Genomic DNA, 7,332 nt, shown 5'->3' with positions numbered 1-7,332 from the left:
GGCGTCTCGTCGACGTACCGCCAGGCGGTGGCCTCGGATCCCAAGAACCGGCTTCCGAGCCGCGAGAACGTCTCGTTCTTCCGCGGATGGACCAGGGTGAGCAGCGCCTGCCGGAAGCAACCGAGCCTGCGCCAGCGTGTGTTGCGGGCCCGGCGGTGTTCCTGCAGCAGTCAGGAAACATGCTCGACCAGCTCATGCGGGACGCCGAGCACGGCAGGATACGAACACATCCAGAGCCCCTTCGGTCGTTGGCCTGGTGGGTGGAATCATCACGCCAACGACCAGGGTCTCTGTCTCGTCACCGCGCCCGCTGACCAGCCCATTTCGCCGCCCAGCACAGGATGGAAGAGGTCCAGTCACCAGAAACTGGAACCGCGGTGGTGGGGCAGGTCAGCCTGTCACCCGAACCTGTATCAGGCCCGCTGTGCGGGGACGTACGATGAGCGTCAGGGTGGGGCCCTCGGTCATCGGACCGTGCGGGCCGCCTGCTCGACGATGCGGGTGACGGCCTCGGGGCGGGATACGGATACCGCGTGTGACGCGTCGATGGTCGTCGTGCGGGCATGGGCGCGGGCCGACATGAAGCGCTGGGCAGCCACTGGGATGTTGCGGTCCTCCGTGGTCACCAGTGACCAGGAGGGAATCGTCTTCCAGGCGGCCTGGGTGGACTTCTCCTCCAGAGCGGCGGCAGCGATCGGACGCTGCCCCGCAGCCATGAGCCTGGCCTTGTCCTTCGGCACGTCTGCGGCGAACTGGTCGCGGAACTTCTCCGGCTTGATGTACACGTCCGCGCCCTGACCACCGTCAGGCAGGACGTAGTGGACGGACTCGACGGCTTGGCCGAGGGTGCTGCCGGGGAACTAGTCCGTCAGCCCGATCGAGCTCTCGCCCTCGTCCGGCAGGAACGCCGCGATGTAGACCAGTGCCTTCACCTTGCCTTCGAGGCCCGCAGCGGCCTGGCTGATGACGGTGCCGCCGTAGGAGTGGCCGACCAGGACCACGGGCCCGCCGATGTGGTCGAGGACGCTGCGCAGGTAAGCGGCATCGCTCGCCGGACCACGCAGCGGGTTGGCGGCGGACACCACCGGGTACCCCGCGCTCTGCAGCCGGGTGACGACACCGTCCCAGCTCGCGGCGTCGGCGAACGCTCCGTGTTCCAGCACGATCGTCGGACGTACGGGGTGGTGGGGCGTGGCGTCTGCCGCGGCGGGCAGGGTGACGGCGGCGACGGACAGTCCGACCGCCGCGGTGACACCGAGCAGTACGGATCTGCTGCCCGGACGGACGAGGTGGGTCTTGCGCATGGGTGAAATCCCTCTTGTTCGATGAATGGTGTTCGACGGACCGAAAGGCGAGGCAACTGGGTGAGTCGAGGAACGGGGCCCGGGTCGTTTGGCCGGTACGTGATGGACGGGCGTCCGTCCGCGCCGCGTGAGCAGCGCGGATCGGAGGGCGCGGAAGCCTCGACCGGATGAGGGAGCGAGCTCCCCTTCAGCCGGATGACGGCCGCTCACTCGCGTTCCTGCGCGATGTTTCCCGGACCGTGGTCGGTGTGCGGCGTCAGATCACGAGTGCTGCGCGTGCGACGGCGTCGAGGCGGATACGGAGCCGTTTCCCGCAGCGTGTGGCGACCGCGCGAAAGATCTTGAGGCGGTTGACGGCACGAACGGCGGTGTGGCCGTAGGGTCCCCCGCGCGGAGCCTACGGCCACACCTCAGCCGGTACCCTCCAGGACTTCGTAGACGTGCCTGAGGTAGTCGTGCGTGCGCTCCGAACCGAGGAGCCCGTCGCCCACTCGGTTCATCGTGTACGAGAACGTGACGCGCCGGTCGAGGTCCATCATGACGATCGACCCGCCCCTGCCGACCCAGAAGCAGATTCTCCCGGTGGGCATGTGCGGCATTGTCCTCGGATCGGCGAGGGCGTAGCCGATGCCCCAGCGGACGGGGACGCCCAGGAAGAGGTCGACTCCGTCTGCTTGGACGTCGAACACCTTGTCCACCGTCTCCTCGGAGAGAAGCCGGCGGCCGTTGACCCGGCCGTGCCGCGAGACGACGGAGAGCGCTCGGGCCAGGCCACGTGCGTTGCCGTGTCCGTTGACGGCTCCGAGTTCGGCGGAGCGCCACTGCGGGGTGTCGACGTGCTCGTCACGCGCGGGGCTTCCGAGCAACGTCCTGGTGAAGATCCCCTCGGGATCGAGTCCCGTGAGCATGCCGCCCGGCTGCGAGGGGGTCACCAGATCGGCGATACGCGGCCAGTCGGCCCGTCGCGCGCCGATCTGGACATCGGCCTGCGCCGGCTCGGCGATCTCGGTGGCGACGAACTCCGTCAGACTGCGGCCGCTGACCCGCCGGACGAGCTCTCCCACCAACTGCCCCTGGGTCTGGACGTGGTAGCCGGACGCGGAGCCCGGCTCCCACCAGGGTGCCTGTGCGGCCAGCCGGGCACTCGCGGTGGGCCGGTCGTAGAGGTCCTCCACGGAGAAGGGCTGCTCCCAGCCGGAGAGTCCCGAGGTGTGGGCCAGAACGTGCCGCACCTCGATGTGCTCCTTTCCCTGGGCGGCGAACTCGGGCCAGTAGTGCGCGACCGGGCGGTGCAGATCCAGCGCGCCCCGGTCGACGAGGACGAGGGCCGCGAGACTGGTGAGGGTCTTCGTGGTCGACCACAGGCTCACCAACGTGTCCCGGTGCCACGGAACGGTCCGCGCCGCGTCCGCGTGGCCACCCCAGAGGTCGACTTCCATGACCCCGTCCACATCGACGGCGATCGACGCGCCCAGCTCCTCGCCGGCTTCGAGGTGTGCCGCCAGCGCCGCCCGTACCGGCTCGAACCGGTCGGTGCTCGTGCCCTCGACGCCCCTGCTCTTCTCCCCCATCAGACCCGGTTCTCCGCCTGGAACATCCAGCTCTGCCTCTCGAGATCGGCCGTGAGTCCGACGAGGAGGTCCTCGGTGACGACATCCACCGGGCCCACCGCGACGATGCGCTCACGCAGCCTCTCGGTCACCGCGGAGAGCGCGTGCACCAAGGCGTCGACGGCGTCGCCGTCCTTGGTCCAGCCCGGCGGAAAGGCGGGCACTCCACTGGCGTTCGCGATGGTCCCGGCCCGTCCGTCCGGGCTGACGCCCAGGGCGGCCGCGCGCTCGGCCACCGTGTCGGCGTGGTTCCGGGCCACGTTGGCGGCCTCGTCGAGCTGGAGGTGGACCGAGCGGAAGCGCGGGCCGTACACATTCCAGTGGGCCTGCTTGGCCACCAGGGACAGGCCGAGCAGGTCGGCCAGGGTCGCCTGCAGCACCGCTCCCGCGGTCTCGCGGTCGCGCTGCGGCAGGGGGTTGTTCACAACCGGCACAGGAGTGCGGTCCTTTCGTGACGGGCGCCGGCTCTCAGGCGGCGAGGAAGTCGAGCAGGGCGGCGTTGACCTCGGCCGCGTGGGTGAGCAGCAGCCCGTGCGGAGCGCCGTCGATCTCGACGTACCGCGCGTCGGGCAGGCGGCGGCGGAACTCGCGGGCCGTGGCGTCGATCGGCAGGATGCGGTCGGCGGTCCCGTGAAGGATCAGCGACGGCACGTCGATGCGCTCCACGTCGGCCCGGAAGTCCGTCAGCCACGCCGGGACGCAGGCGTAGGCCGCCATGGGCGCCGAATCGATGGCGGTGGCCCAGTTCGCCCGCAGCGCGGCCTCGCTGAGCCGCGACCCGAGCGTCTCGTCGGTGTTGAAGAAGTCGACGAAGAAGCTCTCGTACCAGGCGTAGCGGTCGGCCTCCGCCTGCTCCGCGATGCCGTCGAAGACGCTCTGCGGCACACCGGTGGGGTTGTCCGGCGTCTGCAGCAGGAACGGCTGGAGCGAACCGAGGAACGCCGCCTTCGCCACCCGCTCCGAGCCGTGGACGCCGAGGTAGCGGGCGACCTCGCCCGAGCCCATCGAGAACCCGACGAGAACCACGTCACGCAGGTCCAGCCGCGTCAGTACGGTGTCCAGGTCGGCGGCGAAGGTGTCGTAGTCGTAGCCCGTCATGGTCTTGCTCGACCGGCCGAAGCCACGGCGGTCGTAGGTGATGACGCGGTAGCCGGCCTTGACCAGCGCATCGGTCTGCTTCTCCCACGACTGCCCGTCCAGCGGGTAGCCGTGGATCAGGACGACCGGCTGCCCCGACCCGTGGTCCTCGTAGTAGAGGTCGATGCCGGTCGAGCCCTCGGTGCCGACAGTGATGGTTCCCATGGTGTGCCTTCCCGCCCGTCCGCCGTGTGCGTACCGGGCATGGCACAAACCTAGGAATCAAGCGGGGCGGGCCGCGTCCGTCGGACTACGGCTCCGGCGTACGTCATGGTGCCGCGTCTTCCGCGTACGTCATGAGGCCGCGCTTTCGGGGTACGTCGTCGTGCCGCCGAGCACCGCGGCGAGTTCGCCGCGGGACGTGACCCCCAGTTTGGGGAACATCCGCTGGAGATGGGTGCTCACCGTCCGGGGCGAGACGTACAACCGCTCGCCGATCTCCCGGTTCGTCAGACCCTGCGCGGCGAGCTGCGCGACATGCAGCTCGGTCGAGGTCAGTCGATCGACCGCGGCCGGATCCTGGCGCGGGGACGACGCGCCCGCGGCGCGCAGCTCCTGCCGTGCCCGCTCCGCCCATGCCGACGCGCCGAGGGCGTCGAAGATCTCGCGTGCGGCCTGGAGGGCGACGCGGGACTCCGCGGGCCGCCGGTGACGCCGCAGCCACTCGCCCAGGGCGAGGCGTGCCCGCGCCCCCTCGAACGGCCAGTCCGTGGGGACGGCGTCAAGGGCCGCCCTGTACAGCGGCTCGGCGGCGTCCTGCGGGCTCAGCAGGGCCCGGCCCAGTCGCAGCCCGCAGAGCAGGGCGGGCGAAGACGTCGATTCCCCGAGCGGGGTCAGCTCCCGCACGATGCCGCGTGCCACCTCCGCGGATTCGCTGCGCACCGCCGCCTCGACCAGCTCCGCGACCGCGTAGAAGCGCAGCCAGGAGTGGAAGGCGGGATCGGCCGGGTCGAAGACGCGGTGCAGGTGCCCGAACGCGTCGCCGTAGCGGCCCTGGCAGAGGGCCGCCTGCCCGCGGGCCATCTGCATGATGGCCAGCACCGGGCGCCCTCCGCTGGGAAGGGCCTCGCGTTCGGCTTCCGCCGCCCATTCCTCTGCCGCCGGGTCGCCGCTGACGGCGGCCAGCTGCGCGCGGATGGCGTTCACCATCGCGTGCACAAGAGGCTGACCGGTCTCGCGGGCGAGCGACGCGGCTTCCTCCGCGGCGAGGGACCCGGCGCGGACGTCACCCAGCCGTGCGGCGCTGCCCGCCTGGACGCAGAGGGCGCGGGCCAGCATCGACAGCCTGCCCTGCGCTCGCAGGGCGTCCAGCGACCTCGCCGTCAACCGGCTCGCCAGGGCGGGAGCGCCCACCGTCACGGCGGCGCCGCCCAGGAGCTGGTCCCCCTCCGCGTTCTCCGAGGAGCGCTCCAACTGACTCGCCAGGCCCTCCACGGCCCCTTCCCCACGCTCGACCGGCGCCGAGTAAGCACGCAGGGCGACCAGGTCGGCGTTGTCGGCAGGCACGGGCATCCGGTCGGCAGCGGCGGCGACCCGCTCGCGGGCGGCCGGACCCGGCTCTCCCCAGAAGCACTGCAGGACCGCGCTCCACAGCATGCGCAGCCCCAGGGTCGACTCGCCGCCGGCGGCGATCTCGACCGCCAGCTCGGCCAGCTCGGCGGTCGCGGCGCCCTCGCCCCGCGTCCCCTCGGCCAGAGCGATGCTGACCCAGGCCGCGCGGCCTTGGTCCCGGACCGAAAGGTCCAGTGAGCGCGCCAGGGTCAGCAGATGCGTCGCGACGTCTCCTTGGCCCGACTCCAGTGCGAGCTCCGCCGCCCGGAGCAGCCGGTCCGCCTGCGCGGAGGGGTCCTTCGTCAGTTCCGCCGCCCGCCTCAGCGCGGCGAGAGCTGCGGCGACACCGCCTCGCCGCAGGGCCCGGCCGGCAGTGGAGTCCAGATCCCCTGCCACTCCCTCGTCGAGACCGGCGGTGGCGGCGGCACGGTGCCATGCCTGCCGATCGGGCTGCCCCTGAAGCGCGGCGGCCAGCTCGGCGTGCGCGGCCTGGCGCTCCACGGCGGTGGCGGCGTGGTGCATCGCCGAGCGGACGAGGGGGTGTCTGAAGGCCAGCCCCTGGGTCTCCACCAGGCCCGCGTCGATCGCCGCCTCGAAAGCACCGACGTCGACCGCCGTCCCGAGCATCCGGGTCGCCGCGTCGAGGCATTCCTCCATCGTCCCGTCACCGTTGAGGGCCGAGAGGAGCAGGACCGCGCGGGTGTCGGCCGGCAGACGGGAGACCCGTGCCGTGAACGTCCGCTCCAGCCGCGCGGTCAGCGGCAGCGGACCCGGATTGAGGGCGTACGCCCCGCCGACCGACTGCAGCGCGACCGGCAACTCGGTCAGCGCCAGCGGGTTCCCGGCGGCCTCCTCCAACAACCGCCGCCTGACCTGCTGCCCCAGTCCGGGGGCCACCGCGTCCAGCACTTCCCCCGACACCTCGTCCGTCAGCGGGCCCAGGTGCAGCACAGGCAGGCCGGCGCTGCTGAGGCCGTCGTCGAGGCGCCGGGTGACGGCGACCAGAACGAGGGGGTCGGATTCGATCCGCCGCGCCACGAACCCGAGCACATCGATGCTGGCACGGTCCATCCAGTGGGCGTCCTCGACGACCACCAGCAGGGGCGCCTTCGCCGCCGCGTCCGTCAGCAGGGTCAGCGCGGCCAGGCCGACGAGGTACAGATCGGGTACGGCCTCGTCGACGAGCCCGACGGCCGCGAGCAACGCGGTGCGCTGACGCCCCGGCAAGTCGTCGATTCCGTCCCTCAGTTGGTGAACCAACTGGTGCAGGCCCGCACAGGGCAGGTCCTCCTCCGACTGGACCCCCACAGCGGTGATCACACGGGTCCCGCCGCGTGCCGCCGCACCTGCGGCCTCCGCGACCAGCGCCGACTTGCCGATCCCCGGCGCCCCGGTGATCACCGTAGCGCCGCCCGAACCGGCGGCCCCCTGCTCGACCAGGGCAGCCAGCGTGCGACGCTCCGTATCGCGCCCCAGTAGCACCCGCCGATGCATGCCGCACCCCCCGTTCTCTCTGTACCTCCCCAGCACCCCACGGCTCCGCGTCCTTGCGGAACCAGACGAACTGGCGGCATCGCCGCTGGTGAGCGACCTGGAAGCCCGGCCTGGATGCCGTTCATGCAATGGTATGCATGCCGCCGAGCGGGAATGACCGCTGTCCAACATGGGCGGAACCGAGCCGCCGCCGGGATGTCCCAGGCCACCGCCTGGCGGTACGTCGACGAGACGCT

General features: G+C 71.5%; 4 protein-coding genes and 2 pseudogenes. All 6 read right to left on the bottom strand.

Annotation, left to right across the window (positions count from 1 at the left end; translation table 11 throughout):
* Positions 1-273 (bottom strand): annotated as a pseudogene (locus tag ACZ68P_RS35900) (transposase family protein); the annotation flags it as partial.
* Positions 274-464: 191 nt separating this feature from the next.
* Positions 465-1,304, bottom strand: a pseudogene (locus ACZ68P_RS35895) (alpha/beta fold hydrolase).
* Between the two features lie 410 nt (positions 1,305-1,714).
* The gene (locus ACZ68P_RS35890) at positions 1,715-2,875 is read right to left on the bottom strand and encodes a serine hydrolase domain-containing protein (protein ID WP_471013560.1); all 1,161 of its coding nucleotides are present in this window, start codon (positions 2,873-2,875) and stop codon (positions 1,715-1,717) included.
* Positions 2,875-3,348, bottom strand: coding sequence for a Dps family protein (locus ACZ68P_RS35885; RefSeq protein ID WP_471013558.1), 474 nt, complete (start codon positions 3,346-3,348; stop codon positions 2,875-2,877). The genes ACZ68P_RS35890 and ACZ68P_RS35885 overlap by 1 nt, the downstream gene beginning before the upstream one ends.
* 34 nt (positions 3,349-3,382) lie before the next feature.
* Positions 3,383-4,216 carry an alpha/beta fold hydrolase gene (locus tag ACZ68P_RS35880; protein WP_468693793.1) on the bottom strand — a complete coding sequence of 278 codons (834 nt, stop codon included), beginning with the start codon at positions 4,214-4,216 and terminating at the stop codon, positions 3,383-3,385.
* Between the two features lie 129 nt (positions 4,217-4,345).
* Positions 4,346-7,096, bottom strand: coding sequence for an AAA family ATPase (locus ACZ68P_RS35875; RefSeq protein WP_471013556.1), 2,751 nt, complete (start codon positions 7,094-7,096; stop codon positions 4,346-4,348).
* Positions 7,097-7,332 lie beyond the last annotated feature (236 nt).

Source organism: Streptomyces sp. NPDC036822 (assembly GCF_055609145.1).
This window is presented reverse-complemented; position numbering and strand designations above follow the sequence as displayed.